The sequence below is a fragment of the Sphingomonas sp. PL20 genome (genome assembly GCF_017875905.1).
Classification (GTDB): Bacteria; Pseudomonadota; Alphaproteobacteria; order Sphingomonadales; family Sphingomonadaceae; genus Sphingomonas; species Sphingomonas echinoides.
Window position 1 is genome coordinate 3400679 of sequence record NZ_JAGINH010000002.1, and the last position, 16663, is coordinate 3417341.

A 16663-nucleotide genomic window follows, 5' to 3' on the forward strand; every position below is an offset into this window, starting at 1 on the left:
GCTCATCGGATCGCTCCGAGAGTTCATATCTGCGCCGAGCCGACATCTACGAACGGTTCGGTGCCGTGCACGTAGCTGCTCTCATCAAATGCCAGAAACAGGGCGGCGGAGGCGATCTCCGCGGGGGCGGCTAGTCTGCCAAGCGGCGTCGCTTCCTGCGTGGCGTGCTGTATGGCCAAATGCCCTTCCGCCGACACTGAAAGATTTTGCCAGCCCTCGGCCCCCGCCCCGCCGTCAAAATACATCGGTACCGACGGGTTCCTCACGCGGCTTAGATAACCAGACGGTTAGCCACGCCTCGACATTGACGAGCTCGAGTAGGCGAACATTCTCCTCACCGGTCGTCGGACGGTCACGTCGCAGCGTTTCCTCGACCGCGCTTGCATCAAGGAGTCCATGAGCGATGAGCTGTCCGTCAAGCAGGCGTTCGCGCATCTCCTCGCGCTTTCGCGCGACGATCTCACCGCAAAAGGGGTCGGGCGTCCCCTTGTTCTTGCGGTCGAGAATCGCCTGCGGCAGCCGATCGGCGAAGGTGTCGCGCGCTACGGCACGATCCCTGCCACCTGTCCGCCACTGCCAGCTCGGGATCGAAAGGCACGTCTCGACGACGGGTTGCGACAGGAGCGGATGGACGACGGGAGCAACCCGGCTGCGATCGGGTTCGAGCGTCACCTGCGCCCGCAGCAGTCCGGCGATGTGCGCCGCCTTTCCAGGAAGCGCCCCGGGTGGGGCCTCAAGCCACGGATGCGCAAGTGCGAGTCCCTGCAACGACGCAATAAGCTCGGGATGCAGGAACGCCGGACTCGCTCTCCAGCGATAGCCGGGAGCCTCGCGAGCAATGCGCATCGCCGCGCGCGTCACGCGGAGCGGCCCGGCCCCGTTTGGCGGCAGATGTCGCGAAGCGTTGCCACCGCGCCAGCCCCAAGTCCCTCCTGCAACGCCCGGTCAGCCAAGGCCGCCGCGGACCGCGAATAGCAGAAGACATTGTCGCCGCCGTTACCGGTGAAGAAAGCGTAAGCCCCGACGTGTGCGGCAATTGCCCGGTGTGCCGTCTCATAAGGCTGGGCTTCCACCCTCCCCGCCGGACGCGGAAGGTGCGCACCCAGTGCGCGTCCGAGATCGACAGCTTCGAGCGCATAGCGGCATTCGACAAGCGGGAGATTCAAGGCCGCGCAGACTTGCCTGGCATAATCGCGCTCGTCCCCCGCCGGATCATCGGTATAGAGCGTGATGCATGACACCTCTCTTCCTGATCGCTCCCTTATCGATCGGGCGATGCAGTCGACGACGATCGAGGAGTCGAGGCCGCCGGACACGCTGAGCAAAGGATGGCGGTAGAGCGACGACCATGCGCCTATGGATTGATCGATGGCGCGGCGCAGCCGCTCACCTGCCGCCGTGCTCCCTTCGCCCGTCGGCGCTTCTGCAAAGTCCCACGGCGACCAGCTCGTCACCGTGTTTTCCCGGTGTCCGTCGAGGATCAGCGTCGTCCCGGCCAATATCATGTCGATACCGACAAGCGCCGTCTCGCGCGTCGGAAGTCCGCTCCAAAAAAGCATGCGGCCGAGGGCATCCCACCTGACTCCGCCATGCACTGCGCCGCCGGCCGACAGGAGTTCCATGTCGGCGACCGATGGCCGCACCCATTATGTCGAGATCGGCAAGGGTGAGAATGTCGATCCGCACGCGACCGGGACGATCGTGCGGATCGAGCCGGTGTCGGTCGGCATCCGCGAAGCCGACCGTATTGTCGCCGCGATCGCTGCCGCCAACGAAGGACGCTACGACGTCGACGCGCATCTTCGCCATGACCCGTCCGCGACCGAAGCGTTCGCCGAAACCCATGTGCGGCGTCTGGAGGCAATGCGGCGGCTGACCGGCGGCGTCACCCTCGAGGCTGACGGGTCATGGATCATCGCGCCCGATCATCTCGATCGCGCCGCCGCTTATGAAACAGCGCGGGCGAAGGACCGGCCGTGGCGGTCGAGACGCTTTCACCGCACCCGCTGGAAAAGCTGATCGCCGCCGACGCCTCGACCTGGCTCGATCGCGAGTTGGTGGGCGCCGATCCGGCGCCGCTGCGCGATGCCGGCTTCGGGCACGATGCGCGCGACGCACTGGCGCGTCGACGACAATGGTTGATCGCGCAGGGGTTCGCGGAAGAAGTCCAAGGGACCACAACATATCGATCTGGCATGGTCGCGGCACTTCAGCGGCGCGAACTGTTGCGCGTCGGCGCTCAGCTGTCGCGCGAGTTGGGGATGCCGTTCGCGGAGACGGAACCGGGAGCGCGCGTGAGCGGCATCTATCGCCAGCCGGTCGATACGATGAGCGGGCGGTTCGCGCTGGTCGAGAAATCGCGTGAATTTACGCTGGTCCCGTGGCGGCCAGTGCTCGATCGTCATGTCGGCAAGGGCGTGTCCGGTATCATGCGCGGCGACGGCATCAGCTGGAGCTTCGGTCGCGGACGAAGCGGGCCTGGCATTTCCTAGCCTGACATGGGCGCATTCATTCCGCGCTGGGCTTATATTTAATGGTACCCCTCACTTTGAAGCTGTTCATGCAGGGATCACCTTTACGGCGGCCGGCAGGCGTGCCCTCGTCGCCATTACACGGGTATGATTGATCCACGTCGGTAATCTTGGCGCCATAGGAGTGGTTGCGGAGGAATGTTCCGAAATCGAAGCCGCCGCGCCGGCAGCGATCATTCGGACAAGGAATGAACGACGTCGCAGATGCGCTGGTAAAGTGCGGCGGACGGTGTCCTCGCACATTGTACCAACCCCATGGATTGTCATCGATCGTGAAGTCGATCGCTTCCACGTTGGGAAAGGCCTCGCCGAAGTTTCCCGTACTACGCGCCAGCCAAGGAGTTGTGTCAGCCATAAAGCCTCCTAGTTTCGCCAGGTCTGGCGCAACTCTTGGTCGAACCAGCGTTCAGCATCTTCAAGCGCGCCCATCGTGGATCGGAACACGAAATAGCCCGAATAACCCTGTTCTTCGGCCCAACGCCTGAAGGCGGAGAAAGACGGCTGCTCAGCGGAGCCCACGGCAATGCCGGCAGCCTCAGCCCATTGGTGAACCAGAGTGCGGATAGCCGGTTCTGCCTCTGTGCGCTTCATTGGGATCTTCCTCGTCATCGGGGCAAATGCTGTCTTCCATATCCGGACGGCGCACACCACCGCCCGACGGCTAGGGCTTCCGGATCAGCGAGACGTTGAGTGATCGCAGCGCTGGTTCAAGGTCGGCGAGGCGGACGAGATCGACGACCGGGCAAGCCGGGTCGAGCTTCGAGCTGGTTGCCCGATCATAGACAGCCACGCACTCGGCGTTCGTGATCCGCGACATATAGACGATGCCGTCAAAGTCGGTGGTATCGTACAATTCCTGGCTGAACCGGCGCCCGGATTGCTGTGCCCTGCCGCGCACGGCGTTGGTCGGCACCCCCAACCGGCTTGCGCCGCTCGCGCGCAGGTCCAGAAGTTTCAACGGCGCGAGCGACATCATGCTCGCGATGACGGATTGCTCTACATCCTCTTCGAGCAGCTCGCGTTTCTGCTTCCCTTGGTAGCGGTCGCGAATGATCGCTTCGGCGAGCGCCGTCTGCAAATCCTGAGCGACGTAGAGTAGCTTGAAGCTGTCGGTCGGGCTGGCGAAGCGTGTCTTGCCATAGCCCATGCCGGTCGGCGTCGCGCGATGCGCCGCGTCCATGATGCGCAGATAGCCGGTCACGTCGATACTGACGGCCAACTCCCGCAATATGGCCTTGTCGAGCGTCACGGGCGATCGAAGACAGTCCGGGCCGCTTCCACGACCTCTTTGCGACGATCCTGTTTGAGCAGATCGATTGGGCGCTTGTCGCCAAGCAACGGGCTGGGGTTCACCATCCAGAACCAGGCCCGGCGTGGGCTATCGACGATATCGAGAATATCGCGAATGCCCTGCGCCGGCCGCCCATCGACAAACTGTGCAAGCGGGAAGACGTGCTTACGCGCGCCCTTGAGCAAGGCGACCACTTCGCCGCGACGCTGCCAGTCGTGGAGCGTCGAGCGGGCAATCCCCATGTCCTCCATAAGCGCGCTCGATCCAGCCAGGGGACCAGCCCAATCCGCGAGCGGAATATCGATCGCATAGTCGGAGAGCCTGCGGCGCCCTTCCTCGATATCCACCAGCTCGCCAAAGCCCGCGCCCTTGCGAGACTCGATCTCGACAGGAGCCGGAATCTCGATCCGACCGTTTGCGTTGTCGCCGCGTGCCCAGGCCGCGATCATGTCGGCCAGGTCACCGCTCCGGCTCTTCAACCGCTTCTGCTGGGAGGGCGACAGTCCGACCACTGCGGCGGCTACCGTCGCGACAATCTGCGCCGTATTGGCCGCTGCCGCCTTAGCGAGGCTCGGCTCGTAGCGGGTGAGCGCGTCGCTCACCTCGCTCGCCACCAGTTTGCGCACGCCTGCGCGGGCATTGGCACTCTGCAATTGCGTCGCCATGAGTCTCGTTCCTTTTCGGAATCCGATATAGCGACGTTCATCCGGTTTGTCCAGAATGTCCGGTTTGTACGAAGTTCGGTTCGTCCGTGCCTAGCCCATCGGTCCGAGGTCAGGCGGCAATAGCGACGGCTGCGCAGACGATCGCAAGCCGGGTTCGTCGAACTGGATATCGAAGCAGCGCAGGCGCTCGGCAAGCTGGCGCGCGACATCAGCGACCGCCGCGCCCCGTCGATACCGATCGGGATTGCTCAGATCATCCAACAGCCGGGGCGCAGTGCCTGCCAGTGCGACTTCCAGATGGAGAGAAAGTGCCTCTTCGTCGATTCGTGCCATAGAGACGTGAGAACAAATAAGGAACGACGAGTCAATTCTATATTGGGCTTCGCTCATAGCGGCGCGAGCCGCGCTGAGCTGCGTCCCGGCGCTGCGAGACCGTAATTTCCCAACGAGCCGAACGGATCGATTTTTGCGGGCATGAACCCGAAGGGCATCTCCGCCTTCGGGCGGAGCGCCCAAATGACACCGACCAAGCTGCTTATCGGTCAGATTATCGTGGTGTTCGCGATCGTGATCGCCGGCCTGTGGGCGGCGACGCAGTGGGCGGCGGCGATGCTCGCCTATCAGCCGCAGCTCGGGCTCCCTTGGTTCACCCTGTTCCACACGCCGATCTATCGGCCCTGGGCGATCTTCCCGTGGTGGTATCACTACGATGCCTACGCGCCGCAGGTTTTCGACAAGGCGGGCATGATTGCCGGCGCCAGCGGGTTCGTCGGCTGCGCTGCCGCAATCTTCGGGTCACTGTGGCGCGCGCGCCAGCAGCGCTACGTCACGACCTACGGTTCGGCGCGCTGGGCCGAGGTCAGCGAGATGGAACGCGCCGGGCTGCTTGGCGATGCCGGCGCCTTTCTCGGTCGGCACCATGGCCGCTACCTGCGCCATGACGGCCCCGAGCATGTGATGGCGTTCGCGCCGACCCGCTCGGGCAAGGGCGTCGGTCTGGTCGTACCAACCCTGCTGAGCTGGACCGGCTCGGCGGTCATCCATGACATCAAGGGCGAGAATTGGCAGCTCACCGCGGGCTGGCGCTCGCGCTTTTCGCATGCCCTGCTGTTCAATCCGACCGATGCACGATCGGCGCATTACAACCCGCTGCTGGAGGTCCGCCGCGGCGAGAACGAGGTCCGCGACGTCCAGAATATCGCCGATATCCTGGTCGACCCGGAAGGGGCGCTCGAACGCCGCAACCATTGGGAGAAAACCAGCCATTCGCTGCTGGTCGGGGCGATCCTGCATATCCTCTATGCCGAGGAAGAGAAGACGCTCGCCCGCGTGGCAACCTTCCTGTCCGACCCGCAGCGTCCGTTCGTGGCGACGCTCAAGCGGATGATGACGACCAATCATCTCGGCACGACCGAGGATCCGCAGGTCCACCCCGTCATCGCGTCGGCAGCCCGCGAAGTGCTCAACAAGTCCGACAATGAGCGCAGCGGCGTTCTCTCCACCGCGATGTCGTTTCTCGGGCTTTATCGCGATCCGACCGTTGCCGAGGTAACGTCGCGCTGCGACTGGCGGATTGCCGATCTGGTCGATGCGGCGCAGCCGGTCTCTCTCTACCTCGTCATCCCGCCGTCGGACATCAGCCGCACTAAGCCACTGGTCCGTCTGATCCTCAACCAGATCGGCCGCAGACTAACCGAACGCCTCGATGGCGTCGGGTCGGCGAAACGTAACCACAGGCTGCTGATGATGCTGGACGAGTTTCCGGCATTGGGGCGCCTCGATTTCTTCGAGACCAGCCTTGCCTTCATGGCCGGCTACGGCGTGCGCGCCTTCCTGATCGCCCAGAGTCTCAACCAGATCGAGAAGGCTTACGGCGAGCACAATTCGATCCTCGATAACTGTCATGTCCGCGTCGCGTTCGCGACCAATGACGAACGCACCGCCCGCCGTATCTCGGACGCACTCGGTACCGCCACCGAGCAGCGCTCGATGCGCAATTATGCCGGCCACCGTCTCTCACCCTGGCTCGCGCATGTCATGGTCAGCCGGCAGGAAACCGCACGACCGTTGCTGACGCCCGGAGAGGTGATGCAGCTTCCGCCCGTCGACGAGCTGGTGCTCGTGTCCGGTCTGGCGCCGATCCGCGCGCAGAAGCTGCGCTATTACGAAGACCACAACTTCACGTCGCGTATCGCGCCGCCGCCCGCACTTGCCGACGGCAACTATCCCGACAAGCCCAAGGTGCGTTCCGACGATTGGGGCAGCTTCGCCCGCCGACCCGATGCGCGCCTCGTCGTCGCGGAAGACGCTGCCGAGGCTGAAGCCGAAGATGGTGGCCTCGAGCAGCAACGCCATCCGAGCCTTGCCGAGGAAGCGCCCACGACACCCGAGCAGCCGAAGCAGCTCGATTTGCTCGCCGCCGACCAGGACGAGGGCGACCTCGCCGCCGATCAACGGGCGATGGACCGCGCCCGCGGACTGAGCGCGGTCGCGCGCGGCTACGGCATCGACGAAGCCGGCGGGCGCGACCTGCTGCCGGGGCTCTGAGCGATGAAATTCCGCCAGAACCTCTATATCGATCAAGCGCTCAGCGATGCGCTCGATGACCTTGCGCGCAAGCCGGGAACGAACAAATCGCAGATCGTCAGCGATGCGCTCGCAGCCTACCTGGCGCGCAAGGGCACCAAGGAGATCGACGACCTGCTGAAGGGCAGGCTTGATCGCATCTCCCGTGAGATCGGCCACGCCCGGCGCGACATCGAGGTGTTGCTCGAAAGTCTGTCGCTGTTCGTCCGCTATCAGCTGACCGTAACCGCGCCATTGCCGGAAGCAGACACCGCAGCACGCGCGGTCGGGCGCGAGCGGTTCGAGGCCTTCGTGAATCAGGTCGGCCGGCAGATCGGTTCGGGCAAGCGCTCGATCGGCCCGATCGAAGATGCGGAGGCGGGGCGATGAGCGAGACGCTTTCCGCCGATCGTCGCCGCGCGATGCTGCGCACCGCAATGGGGCCGACCATCGCCGCCGCGCTCGCCGATCCGGCCGTCATCGAGATCATGGTCAATCCCGACGGCGCGCTCCGGCTCGACCGACTTGGCGAAGGGCGAACCGATACCGGCACCCGCTACGATCCGGCCCAGGTCGAGCGGATCATCCGCCTGGTCGCAAGCCACGCCCGTACCGAAGTCCACGCCACGTCTCCGATCGTGTCGGCCGAGCTGCCGCCGCACGGTGAGGGCGCAGGCGAGCGGTTCGAGGGGGTCCTGCCGCCGGTCTGCCTCGCACCCTGCTTCTCGATCCGCAAACCCGCGGCGAAGATCTACACGCTGCTCGATTATGTGACCGACGGCATCATATCGGCCGACTCCGCGCGGCTGCTGTCGCGTGCCGTTGTCGATCGCAGGAACATCCTGGTCGCAGGCGGCACGTCGTCGGGCAAGACCACGCTTGCCAACGCGCTGCTCGCCGAGATGGCGCATCTCGATGAGCGCGTCATCCTGATCGAGGACACGCGCGAACTGCAATGCGCGGCATCCGATATCGTGGCGCTTCGTACCCGGCCCGGCATCGTCGGCATGGCCGACCTGGTTCGCTCGACGCTGCGGCTGCGCCCCGACCGCATCATCGTCGGCGAAGTCCGCGGGGCCGAAGCGCTCGACATGCTAAAGGCATGGAACACCGGCCATCCCGGCGGCATCGCCACCGTGCATGCCAACAGTGCGGTCTCCGCACTCTACCGGCTCGAACAGCTCGTGCAGGAAACGGTCGTCACCGTTCCGCGCCGGCTGATCGCCGAGGCCATCGACATGATCGTGTTCATCGCCGGTCGCGGCCTCGCCCGCCGGGTCGAGACCATCGCACGCGTCGCCGGCGTCGATCCCGACGGCGGCTACGCCATCATCGACCTCACCCCCGATCCCACCATCCCCAAGCCAGGAGAATGACAATGCGCCTTGCTCACATGCCCGCCCTTTCCGTTCCGGGGCGCCGCTCGACCTTCCTCGTCGGTGCCGCACTTGGCCTCGGCCTCACCATCGCCAGCCACGCCCAGGCCGCCGGCACCGGCATGCCGTGGGAGCAGCCGCTTCAGCAGGTGCTGGATTCGGTTCAGGGGCCGGTCGCCAAGATCGTCGCGGTGATCATCATCATCGTCACCGGCCTGACCCTTGCGTTCGGCGAGACGGCTGGCGGCTTCCGCAAGCTCATCCAGATCATTTTCGGGCTCAGCATCGCGTTCGCGGCGTCGAGCTTCTTCCTGTCGTTCTTCTCGTTCGGCGGCGGGGCGCTGATCGCGTGATCGGGCCAAACTCTTACAATGCCGCCCATATCGAGGGCTTCGAGGCTCCGCTGCACCGGTCGCTCGCCGAGCCGATCCTGCTCGGCGGTGCGCCGCGGACGATTGCGATCGTCAACGGCACACTCGCGGCTGCGCTCGGGATCGGCCTCCAGCAGTGGATTGCCGGGCTCGTGGTGTGGGCGTTCGGACACACGCTCGCCGTGCTCGCCGCCAAGCGCGATCCCGATTTCGCATCGGTCCTGGCCCGGCATCTTCGTCAGAAAGGGCATCTCGCATGCTGAGCCTGCGCGAATATCGCAGCCGAGCCGACCGGCTTGCCGACCATCTTCCCTGGGCGGCGCTGATCGCCCCCGGCATCGTCCTCAACAAGGACGGTAGCTTCCTACGCGTTGCGCGGTTCCGTGGACCCGATCTGGAATCCGCGACCGAAGCCGAATTGGTGTCCGCCTGCGCACGGGCGAACAACGTGCTCCGGCGCTTCGGCACCGGGTGGGCGTTGCAATTCGAAGCCGAACGGCGCGAAGCGCTCGGCTATGCTGCCAGTGCCTTCCCCGATCCGGCATCCTGGCTCGTCGATGAGGAGCGCCGTTCCGGCTTCGAAAATGCCGGTCAGCATTTCGAGAGCCATTACCATCTCACCCTCACCTATATGCCGCCGGGCGATCAAGCCGATACGGCAGGCCGGGCCCTCGTCGAGCGCAGTGACGACGTAAAGGGGCGCGACTGGCGACAGGCGCTTGGCGCCTTCGTCACCGAAACCGATCGCGTGCTCGACCTGATGTCCGGCTTCATGCCCGATGTCCGGGCGCTCGACGACGGCGAGACGCTGACGTTCCTGCACGGGACGATATCGGCGCGGCGGCACGGCGTCGCCGTTCCCGAAACGCCGATGTATCTCGACGGCGTGCTGGTGGACACGCCGCTGACCGGCGGGCTCGAGCCCATGCTGGGCGATCAGCATCTCCGCACGCTGACGATCCTCGGCTTTCCAAACGTCAGCCGGCCCGGAATCCTCGACGCGCTCAATCACCAGGATTTCGGGTATCGCTGGGTCACGCGGTTCATCGCGCTCGACAAGACCGACGCGATCAAGGCTTTGACCAGGCTGCGCCGCCAGTGGTTCAACAAGCGCAAGTCGGTGACCGCGCTGCTGCGCGAGGTGATCTACAACCAGCCGGTCCAGTTGCTCGACAGCGACGCCGACAACAAGATGGTCGACGCCGACCTCGCACTCCAGGCGCTTGGCGGCGATCATGTCGCGTTTGGCTATATGACCACCACCATCACGGTGGCGGACGGCGATCGCGCGGCTGCAGAACGGAAAGTCCGCGCGGTCGAGCGGATCGTCAACGGCCTCGGCTTCACTACGATCCGCGAGACCATCAACGCGGTCGAATCCTGGCTCGGATCACTGCCCGGGCAGATTTACGCGAATGTCCGGCAGCCCCTGGTCCACACGCTGAATCTTGCCCATCTGATGCCGTTGTCGTCGGTCTGGGCTGGGCCGGTCCGCAACGCCCATCTCGATGGTCCGCCACTGCTCTTTGCCGAGACGAGCGGTTCGACGCCGTTCCGCTTGGCCACCCATATCGGCGACGTCGGCCACATGCTGATCGTTGGCCCGACCGGTGCCGGTAAGTCGGTGCTGCTCGCGCTGCTTGCCTTGCAGTTCCGGCGTTACCGGCAAGCGCAGATCTATGTATTCGACAAGGGCTTCTCGGCACGCGCGGCCGTGCTCGCAATGGGCGGCGCACATCATGCGCTGGGGCTCGGTGGCGAGCATGATGGCGAGGCGCGGGCGATTGCGTTCCAGCCGTTGCGCCACATCGAACGCGGTGATGAGCGCGCCTGGGCGGCGGAATGGATCGCGGCCCTGCTCGCGCATGAGCATGTCGCAGTTACGCCCGAGATCAAGGAATCGCTGTGGTCGGCGTTGAACAGCCTGGCTACCGCCCCGATCGAGGAGCGGACGCTCACCGGCCTGTCGCTGCTGCTCCAGTCGACCGCATTGCGGTCAGCGCTCTCGCCTTACACGTTGGAAGGGCCATTCGGCCGCCTGCTCGACGCCGACGAGGATGATCTCGCCATCGCCGACATCCAGTGTTTCGAGACGGAGGCGCTGATGGGCCAAGCCGGCGTCGTCGCACCTGTGCTCACCTACCTGTTCCACCGACTCGAGGAACGGTTCGACGGGCGGCCGACCTTACTCGTGCTCGACGAGGCCTGGATCTTCCTCGATCATCCGCTCTTCGCCGCGCGCATCCGCGAATGGCTGAAAACGCTCCGCAAGAAGAATGTCGCGGTCGTGTTCGCTACGCAGAGCCTCGCCGACATCGCGAACAGTTCGATCGCGCCCGCCATCATCGAAAGCTGCCCGCAGCGCATCTTGCTGCCGAACGACCGCGCGATCGAGCCCCAAGGTCGCGCCGCCTATGAGCGGTTCGGCCTCAACGACCGCCAGATCGAACTGATCAGCCGCGCTACACCGAAGCGGCAATATTATCTGCAATCGGCGCGCGGCAACCGCCTGTTCGAACTCGGCCTTGGACCCGTAGCGCTGGCGCTGTGCGGCGCGTCCGATCCCGCAACCCAGGCCCGCATCGATGCCCAGCTCGCCGAGCACGGCGCGCATGATTTTGCCGCCGCCTTCTTGAGCGGTGCCGGCCTCGACTGGGCCGCCGGCCTGCTCGCCGATTTCCCCCATCCCCAAGCCCCCCAAGCAGGAGATCTGTAATGCGTATCGTTTTTCGCAAATATCTCGCCGCGTCCGCGCTCGGACTCGGCGCCGTCGGTTCGCTCATTATGGGTGTGAGTGTGCCGAGCACACCGGCCCATGCTCAGCTCACGGTGTTCGATCCGGGCAATTACAGCCAGAACATCCTCACGGCGGCCCGTACGCTGCAGCAAGTCAACAACCAGATCCAGTCGCTCCAGAACCAGGCGACGATGCTAATCAATCAGGCGAAGAACCTCAGCCGCATCAACTTCCCGGAGTTGCAGGCACTCACAAGCACGCTTCAGCAGATCGACCAGCTGATGGGACAGGCGCAGGCGATCCGGTTTCAGGTTTCCGGGCTGGATCAGCAGTTCAGCCAACTTTTCCCAAGCGACTTTGGTCAGGCGCTGCGGACCAACCAACAGGTGATCGGGGCCCGCTCCCGGCTCGACGCGAGCATGGATGCGTACAAGCACACGATGACCGTGCAGGCACAGGTGGTCGAGAATGTCTCGGCCGATGCGCAGACGCTGTCCGACATCGTATCGCGCAGCCAAGGTGCCGAAGGATCTTTGCAGGCGCAGCAGGCGACCAACCAGTTGCTCGCGCTGACCGCGAAGCAGCAGCTCCAGATCCAGACCTTGATGGCAGCCCAATACCGCGCCGACGCGACCGAGGCCGCCCGCCGCGTCCAGGCCGAGCAGGAAGCGCGCACCGCGACCCAGAAATTCCTCGGAAGCGGGCACGCCTACACGCCGCAATGAGCTGAGGGGACGCCGGCTTCAGCTCCCCCGCCGGCATTCCCTCGTCGCGGAGCTCTGTTGGGCCTTCGCCCCCATGGCCGCCAGGGCTCCGCGACACCCGTCATCCTCGCCTTCTTCATCCTCGCCGTGCAGCTCTTCATCACGATCATCGAGTTCAAGCTTACCACGCTCGCAGGCTTCGTGCTCGTTCCCTTCTCGCTGTGGAGTCGCACGAGCTTCCTCGCCGAGCGCGTGCTCGGCAACGTGGTCTCGTCGGGCATCAAGGTAATGGTGCTCGCCGTCATCGTCGGTATCGGCTCGGGCTTCTTCTCCCAATTCGTCGACGCGTTGCAGGGTCAGGAGCCCAACATCGGCCAGGCCATGAGCCTCGTGCTTGCGAGCATCACACTATTCGGTCTCGGCATCTTCGGCCCCGGCATCGCATCCGGTCTTGTCGCCGGCGCGCCGCAACTCGGCGCGGGCGCGGCCGTTGGCACCGCGCTCGGTGCTGGTGCTGCGTTCGCGGTGGGAGGCGGAGCGGCCGTCGCGGCAGCGCGCGGCGTGGCGGGCGGTGCCCTTGGCGCGATCCGTGCCGGCACCGCGATGGGCTCGGCTGCGTCGACCGCTGCACAGCTCGGCAAGGAAACCGGCGGCTCTGCGATCGGCGGGATGGCTGCTGCTGCCAAGGGCGCCGTGTCACAGAGGGTCGGCAGCGCCCTTGGACTTGGCGAGGCCGCCGAACGTGGCCGCAATGCTGCCTGGACCGCGCTCAGCGGCGCAAACGCCGCTTCCGGTTCCGGAGCGCCGGGCTCTGGCAGCGGCGATTCGGCTCCCGCCTGGGCTCGCAATCTGCGTGCCCAACAGACTGCCCGGCACCACCGCCAGCTTGCCTATCACACGCTGAAGGACGGCGATCGTGGCGGCACCTCCGCAACCCCAGACATCAAGGAAAAGGAGTAATCCCCATGCGATTCAAGCGCGCCGTGCAGCGCTATGGGCGAACGCCTGAACCCGAAACACCTTACCAACGTGCAGGGCAACTCTGGGACGAGCGGATCGGATCGGCCCGCGTCCAGGCGCGTAACTGGCGGCTGATGGCCTTCGGCGGACTGTTCCTGACCACCGGACTGTCCGCCGGGCTGGTCTGGCAATCGATGCAGAGCCGCGTCGTTCCCTATGTCGTCGCGGTCGATGCGCTTGGCGAAGCACGGGCGATCGCGCCCGCTGCGACCGACTATCGCCCGACCGACCCTCAGATCGCCTGGTTCCTCGGCCGATTCATCACCGATATTCGGGGAAGGTCGCTCGACCCCGTGCTGATGCGGACCAACTGGCTGGCGGCCTATGACTTCATATCCCCGCGCGGGGCCATCTTTCTCGGTGAATATGCCCGCTTGGCGAATCCGTTCGCGGACGTCGGCGACAAGACGGTGTCGGTGCAGGTCACCAGCGTCGTCCGCGCGTCGGATACATCCTTCCAGGTGAAGTGGGTGGAGACCGCGTTCGACCGAGGAAGCCTCACCGGCACCTCGCACTGGACCGCAATCCTGACGGTCACGGTCAAGCCACCGAAGAATGCCGATACACTGCGGAAGAACCCGCTCGGACTCTACGTCGATGCGATCGATTGGAGCCGCGAACCCGACGCACCCACACCGAGCGCGATGGCTTCGCCACGGCCAGCGCCGACCGCGGCGCCGACGAATCTCCCGCTCGGCTCACCTCTCGATCCCAACCTCGCGCCATCCCCACAGGAGAACCGCCAATGAAACCCGCCTTGCTCGCGGCGACGATGTTGGTCGCTGTTTCCTCCGCGCATGCCCAGACGGCGGCTTCGACGCCGGCTGTTCCGGCGCCAAGCCAGCCAACGCCCGGGGCAGCGCCGGTCGGGCCGCCCGTCGCCGCCGATGCCCCGCCGCTCGCAGTGTCGCCGCTTCGTCACCGGCTGAAACCGTTGTCGCCGGCGGCGCGGCGCGTTCGGACCGCCAATCGCGAGGCGACGCTCGAGCCGCAAGCCCATGCTTTCGTGAATGCCGCGCAGATCTATCCGTTCAGCGACGGCGTACTCTATCGGCTCTATGCCGCACCGGAACTGGTGAGCGATATCGCCTTGCAGGCCGGTGAAATCATCATCTCGGTGGCGGCCGGCGACACCGCGCGCTGGACCGTGGGCGACACAACCAGCGGCACCGGTGAGGCCAAGCGTGTGCACATCCTGGTGAAGCCGTTCATCGCGGGGCTGACGACCAACCTGATCATCACCACAGACCGACGCACATATCATCTCCAGCTTGAGAGCACGGCGACGACGGCGATGTCGGCGTTGTCCTGGACTTACCCGCAGGACGAATTGCTGGCTATCAAACGGGCGGCAGACCAGCAGCGCGCTGCGGCGCCGGTCGCGAGCGGGCTCGCGGTCGAGCAGCTGAACTTTGGCTATGCGATCACGGGAGACAGGCCGAACTGGCGCCCGCTTCGTGCATTCGACGATGGTCGCCAGACCTTCATCGAATTTCCGCCGAGCTTGGCTGTCGGAGAGGCGCCGCCACTGTTCGTCGTGGGTCCGAAAGGCGATGCGCAACTCGTCAACTACCGCGTGTCCGGACGCTTCTATGTCGTCGACCGCCTGTTCGATGCCGCTGAACTCCGGCTCGGCGAGAAGAAACAGGCCGTCGTGCGGATCACGCGCGGCGGCGACGCGGGGCGCCCGAACCACCGGAGGGCATCATGACCGACGAAACCACCGAACGGCCGGCGCCCGCGAAGGCTGATCCCGAAACCCTCGTCCTGCGCGGTTCACCCGGCCGGGTCGTCCGGTTCCGGCGCGGTGCGGTCGTCGCAATCGCCGCACTGGGATCGACCGCGATCGTTGGATCGGCTTGGTTCGCACTGAAGCCGACGACGTTCCACGTCATTGCGGCGAACGAGGATAGGCCAGACATTGGAGCGAAGGCGCCGGCCGACGCGCTCGCCAACGCGCCGAAGAGCTATGGTGACGTGCCCCAGCTCGGTCCGCCGCTTCCGGGCGACCTTGGGCGGCCGATCCTTGAGCATCAGCAGTCGATCGGCAGTGCGATCCCGCCTGGCGGTTCCGACCAGCGGGCGCAGGCTGCGGAGGCCGAACGTCAACGCGTCGCTGCCGAGCAGAAGGCCGCGCGCGAGTCCGGCGTGATGATGCAAATTTCGGGTGCGAACCGTCCGGGTGCAGTGGAGCCGCCCGCACCAATCGCTTCGACAGCGTCTCCCGGGGATGCCGGGACGGCGAAGATTGCGCTCGATCCGGATCGCGATCCGAACGGGCAACAGCGCAAGGCGGACTTCGTCGGTGCGGCGGATCGGACCAGCGATATCAATCCCCACGCGCTCATGCCGTCGCCATCACCCTACACGCTGATGGCGGGCAGCATCATCAGCGCCAGTCTTATCACGGGTCTGAATTCCGATCTGCCTGCCCTCGTGACGGCGCAGGTCACCGAGAATGCCTATGACAGCGTCACCGGACGGATCCTGCTAATCCCGCAGGGTTCACGGCTGGTCGGCAGCTATGACAGTGTCGTCGCGTTCGGACAGAAGCGAGCCCTCGTCGTCTGGCAACGGATCATCCTGCCCGACGGTGCGTCGGTCCGCATCGACAACGTGCCGGCGACCGACACGGCCGGCTATGCGGGGCTGTCGGACAAGGTAGATGTCCACACCTGGCAACTGCTCAAGGGCGTCGCACTATCGACATTGCTCGGGGTCGGAACGCAGCTGAGCTTCGGCAGCAATGAAAGCGATCTGGTTCGCGCAATCCGGGAGTCCGCGCAGCAGAGCGGGTCGCGCGCAGGCGATCAGCTCGTCACGCGCAACCTCAACATTCAGCCGACGATCCGTGTCCGGCCCGGCTGGCCGCTCCGGGTCGTGGTGCACAAGGACATCGTGTTTTTGAAATCCGATAGCACGGAGAGGTGATATGGCCGAGATCAAGCTTGCGAGGCTGCCTGACCGCACTCCGGTCAAGTTGACGATCACGGTGGCGCCGGAATTGCACCACGCGCCTACCGACTATGCGGCCATCTACAACGAAACCTATGGCCAGTCCGAGCCTGTCGCCGAACTCGTGCCCTATATGTTGTCCGCTTTCCTGGCCAGTGACCGAGGGTTTGCAAAAGCGCGCACGAACCTCCCTGACGCCAAGCGCTACGATGCCTGAGACTTGGGAGCAGCCGGAACGATTCATTCGGCTCCCCGAGGTCTGCCGGCGGGTCGGCCTAGGAAAGTCGATGATCTACGAGATGATACAGAAGGGGCGCTTTCCGAAGCCGTATAAACTCACGCCCTTTACGTCGTGCTGGAGCGAGCACGAGATCGTGGCGTGGATTGCCGATGTGAAGGACGGTTTTGAAGGAAAGAAACGCAAGGTGTGACACGCGGGAGCAATAGA

At 65.1% G+C, this 16663-nt stretch carries 22 protein-coding genes and 1 pseudogene; 15 read left to right on the forward strand and 8 right to left on the reverse strand.

Translation table 11 applies throughout. The features are described 5' to 3' along the window. Positions 1-23 precede the first annotated feature (23 nt). Genes H4W01_RS15970 through H4W01_RS22870 form a run of 3 tightly spaced genes read right to left on the reverse strand, consistent with a single transcriptional unit; the run spans position 24 to position 1622 of the window. On the reverse strand, positions 24-245 hold the full coding sequence (locus H4W01_RS15970; protein WP_209612292.1) for an SDR family oxidoreductase: 222 nt from the start codon (positions 243-245) through the stop codon (positions 24-26). Beyond that, positions 235-846, reverse strand: a complete 612-nt coding sequence (locus tag H4W01_RS15975; RefSeq protein WP_209612294.1) for an asparagine synthase-related protein — start codon at positions 844-846, stop codon at positions 235-237. The genes H4W01_RS15970 and H4W01_RS15975 overlap by 11 nt, the downstream gene beginning before the upstream one ends. A gap of 11 nt (positions 847-857) precedes the next feature. Beyond that, positions 858-1622, reverse strand: a complete 765-nt coding sequence (locus H4W01_RS22870; protein ID WP_334685310.1) for an asparagine synthase-related protein — start codon at positions 1620-1622, stop codon at positions 858-860. Between H4W01_RS22870 and H4W01_RS22875 the strand changes: the two genes are divergently transcribed. Next, a complete protein-coding gene (locus H4W01_RS22875; RefSeq protein ID WP_334685311.1) occupies positions 1621-2019 on the forward strand; it encodes a DUF3363 domain-containing protein in 399 nt (132 codons plus the stop codon). The genes H4W01_RS22870 and H4W01_RS22875 overlap by 2 nt on opposite strands. Further along, the gene (locus H4W01_RS22880; protein WP_334685312.1) at positions 1977-2492 is read left to right on the forward strand and encodes a DUF3363 domain-containing protein; all 516 of its coding nucleotides are present in this window, start codon (positions 1977-1979) and stop codon (positions 2490-2492) included. Before H4W01_RS22875 ends, H4W01_RS22880 begins: the two co-directional genes overlap by 43 nt. A gap of 16 nt (positions 2493-2508) precedes the next feature. Here H4W01_RS22880 and H4W01_RS15990 read toward each other — a convergent pair whose 3' ends face one another. From H4W01_RS15990 to H4W01_RS16010, 5 genes are all read right to left on the reverse strand, one after another. Beyond that, positions 2509-2886, reverse strand: coding sequence for a hypothetical protein (locus H4W01_RS15990; protein ID WP_209612299.1), 378 nt, complete (start codon positions 2884-2886; stop codon positions 2509-2511). Between the two features lie 8 nt (positions 2887-2894). Further along, a complete protein-coding gene (locus H4W01_RS15995; RefSeq protein ID WP_209612301.1) occupies positions 2895-3122 on the reverse strand; it encodes a hypothetical protein in 228 nt (75 codons plus the stop codon). Between the two features lie 70 nt (positions 3123-3192). Continuing rightward, on the reverse strand, positions 3193-3780 hold the full coding sequence (locus H4W01_RS16000) for an RES family NAD+ phosphorylase (RefSeq protein WP_209612303.1): 588 nt from the start codon (positions 3778-3780) through the stop codon (positions 3193-3195). Further along, positions 3777-4487, reverse strand: a complete 711-nt coding sequence (locus tag H4W01_RS16005; protein ID WP_209612305.1) for an antitoxin Xre/MbcA/ParS-like domain-containing protein — start codon at positions 4485-4487, stop codon at positions 3777-3779. The genes H4W01_RS16000 and H4W01_RS16005 overlap by 4 nt, the downstream gene beginning before the upstream one ends. Before the next feature lie 90 nt (positions 4488-4577). Beyond that, positions 4578-4820 (reverse strand): hypothetical protein, encoded by a 243-nt coding sequence (locus H4W01_RS16010; RefSeq protein WP_209612307.1) that lies wholly within the window; start codon positions 4818-4820, stop codon positions 4578-4580. A 183-nt stretch (positions 4821-5003) separates the two neighbouring features. Here H4W01_RS16010 and H4W01_RS16015 point away from each other — a divergent pair, with 183 nt between their 5' ends. The 13 genes and pseudogenes from H4W01_RS16015 to H4W01_RS16075 all read left to right on the forward strand — a co-directional run bounded on the left by H4W01_RS16015 (position 5004) and on the right by H4W01_RS16075 (position 16646). After that, complete coding sequence (locus H4W01_RS16015) at positions 5004-7034, forward strand: conjugal transfer protein TraG (protein WP_209612309.1); 2031 nt, start codon at positions 5004-5006, stop codon at positions 7032-7034. A gap of 3 nt (positions 7035-7037) precedes the next feature. Beyond that, positions 7038-7442: a CopG family transcriptional regulator gene (locus H4W01_RS16020; protein ID WP_209612311.1), complete on the forward strand. Its 405-nt coding sequence runs from the start codon at positions 7038-7040 to the stop codon at positions 7440-7442. After that, a complete protein-coding gene (gene trbB, locus H4W01_RS16025) occupies positions 7439-8428 on the forward strand; it encodes a P-type conjugative transfer ATPase TrbB (RefSeq protein ID WP_209612313.1) in 990 nt (329 codons plus the stop codon). The genes H4W01_RS16020 and trbB overlap by 4 nt, the downstream gene beginning before the upstream one ends. Positions 8429-8445: 17 nt before the next feature. Beyond that, entirely contained in the window at positions 8446-8781 is a 336-nt protein-coding gene (locus H4W01_RS16030) for a TrbC/VirB2 family protein (protein ID WP_209613407.1), read from the forward strand. Further along, entirely contained in the window at positions 8778-9062 is a 285-nt protein-coding gene (locus H4W01_RS16035) for a VirB3 family type IV secretion system protein (protein ID WP_209612315.1), read from the forward strand. Before H4W01_RS16030 ends, H4W01_RS16035 begins: the two co-directional genes overlap by 4 nt. Then, complete coding sequence (gene trbE, locus H4W01_RS16040; protein ID WP_209612317.1) at positions 9056-11515, forward strand: conjugal transfer protein TrbE; 2460 nt, start codon at positions 9056-9058, stop codon at positions 11513-11515. Before H4W01_RS16035 ends, trbE begins: the two co-directional genes overlap by 7 nt. Continuing rightward, positions 11515-12261: a P-type conjugative transfer protein TrbJ gene (gene trbJ / locus H4W01_RS16045; protein WP_209612320.1), complete on the forward strand. Its 747-nt coding sequence runs from the start codon at positions 11515-11517 to the stop codon at positions 12259-12261. Before trbE ends, trbJ begins: the two co-directional genes overlap by 1 nt. Positions 12262-12360: 99 nt before the next feature. Next, positions 12361-13200, forward strand: a pseudogene (locus tag H4W01_RS16050) (type IV secretion system protein); the annotation flags it as partial. 5 nt (positions 13201-13205) lie between these two features. Then, positions 13206-14009, forward strand: a complete 804-nt coding sequence (gene trbF / locus H4W01_RS16055; protein ID WP_209612322.1) for a conjugal transfer protein TrbF — start codon at positions 13206-13208, stop codon at positions 14007-14009. After that, on the forward strand, positions 14006-14971 hold the full coding sequence (gene trbG, locus H4W01_RS16060) for a P-type conjugative transfer protein TrbG (RefSeq protein ID WP_209612324.1): 966 nt from the start codon (positions 14006-14008) through the stop codon (positions 14969-14971). The genes trbF and trbG overlap by 4 nt, the downstream gene beginning before the upstream one ends. After that, entirely contained in the window at positions 14968-16191 is a 1224-nt protein-coding gene (locus H4W01_RS16065; RefSeq protein ID WP_209612326.1) for a TrbI/VirB10 family protein, read from the forward strand. Before trbG ends, H4W01_RS16065 begins: the two co-directional genes overlap by 4 nt. Position 16192: 1 nt before the next feature. After that, positions 16193-16432: a DUF2274 domain-containing protein gene (locus H4W01_RS16070; protein WP_209612328.1), complete on the forward strand. Its 240-nt coding sequence runs from the start codon at positions 16193-16195 to the stop codon at positions 16430-16432. Further along, positions 16425-16646, forward strand: coding sequence for a helix-turn-helix transcriptional regulator (locus H4W01_RS16075; RefSeq protein ID WP_209612330.1), 222 nt, complete (start codon positions 16425-16427; stop codon positions 16644-16646). Before H4W01_RS16070 ends, H4W01_RS16075 begins: the two co-directional genes overlap by 8 nt. The last annotated feature ends 17 nt before the right edge of the window (positions 16647-16663 follow it).